At 37.1% G+C, this 1575-nt stretch carries 1 protein-coding gene; it reads left to right on the plus strand.

Features of this window, described 5'->3' with window-relative positions; genetic code table 11:
• Positions 1-1575 (plus strand): SdrD B-like domain-containing protein (locus J3U35_RS06585; RefSeq protein ID WP_267360346.1); only part of this gene is annotated, 1575 nt, incomplete at both ends.

Below are 1575 nucleotides of genomic sequence, written 5' to 3' on the forward strand. Positions count from 1 at the left end.
CAGAGGGTAACACAAATATCAATTTAAAACCGATTCACTTTGAAGATGTTGGAAAGACAGTACAAAACCAATATTTCTTATTGGCAGGAAGTTCAAATACTTCACCATCGGCAGGTATAGGTAGTAATCAAGCGATTAATAGTGGTATTGCGGGTAAAACTATTATTGACGGCACATCTCCTGAATTGCCAATTGATAATGTATTGATCGGTCTAATTGATTCAAGCGGAACAGAGATCGCTCGTCAATATACAAATGCTAACGGTGAATATCATTTCTATAACTTACCTTCCGGTAAATATAGTATTAATGTTGTAACCTCGCCAGATAATTATTCATTAGTTAAAAACAGTAAAGGTACCACTCAACCAATTGATACTTTATCTAGTTTAGATTTAACTAATGTGGGCATAAAAGACAATAATTTCTATTACAAACAAGCGAGTGATAAAGGTATCGAAGGTAAAATCTATGTTGATTATGCCGATAATAATACCGATTTAACTCAGTTAAATGCGTTTGCACATTTACTTGATAGCGAAACAGCATTGACTGTTGAGTTACGTGATGGTTTAGATGGTACCGGTAAGCTATTGATGACTCAACAAACCGTGGATGGTGAGTACAAATTTTCTAACTTGATGTTTGGTGATAATGCTAACTATTCCGTGATACTTAAATTAGACACTAATGCCGACTATGCGTTTAAACAAAGCTCAGCCGGTAAAGACGCGAAACATATTGTTATTCCGGTTGCGAATTTACCAAAAGATGGTTCACAAAATAATAATTATCTATTGGTAGGAAAACAAAAAATCGGTGGTGATGTCTGGATTGATGAAAATGAAAGTGGAGATAGACAGGATAACGAAGGGACTAAGGGCATCAATGTAACCCTTAATTATCAGGCGCCGGGTGTAACGGATTACGTTGAACTTAAAAAGGTTAACACCGATAATTCAGGTTACTATCAGTTTGAAAAATTACCGAAAGGAGGTAACTATCAAATTAAGGTTAGCACACCAGAAGGAACGCAATTAATTGCGAACCGTGTCATCCCTGGAAATAGTGATAGTTATGCGTTTACTTCGTTAACAAAAGACGAGTTAACTAATAGTTCAGCATATAAATATAATAGTGTGATAAAAGGTCATGTGAGTATTGATGTCGATAACAGTCAAACGAACACTGCTGTAGATAGAGATTTAACAGGACTGAAATTAACGCTGAAAAGATCGGATGGCAATCTTACCCGACAAGCTATTACTGACAGTAATGGTCATTTTGAAGTGGATAACTTATCGTTTGGCGATTGGATTATCACGGCAGACAATTCGCAAAGTGTGGCTGACTGGAGTAGTTACCAATTGAGTTATACCCAAACGGGTAATAAAGCGGTGGCAGCGACGGCAAAAGACTTATCATTAACGGTTAATCTTTCAAAGCAAAATCCAGCGGTGAATGGCGTTGAAATAGGTTATCACGGCAGTGCGGTTATTAAAGGTTATGTGGTCATCGATGCCGATAACGACGGAAAATACAGCGCAAATGATATTGCCTTTGGCGCATTAAGTA

The sequence above is a fragment of the Gilliamella sp. B2717 genome (assembly GCF_026536675.1).
Lineage (GTDB): Bacteria > Pseudomonadota > Gammaproteobacteria > Enterobacterales > Orbaceae > Gilliamella > Gilliamella apicola_I.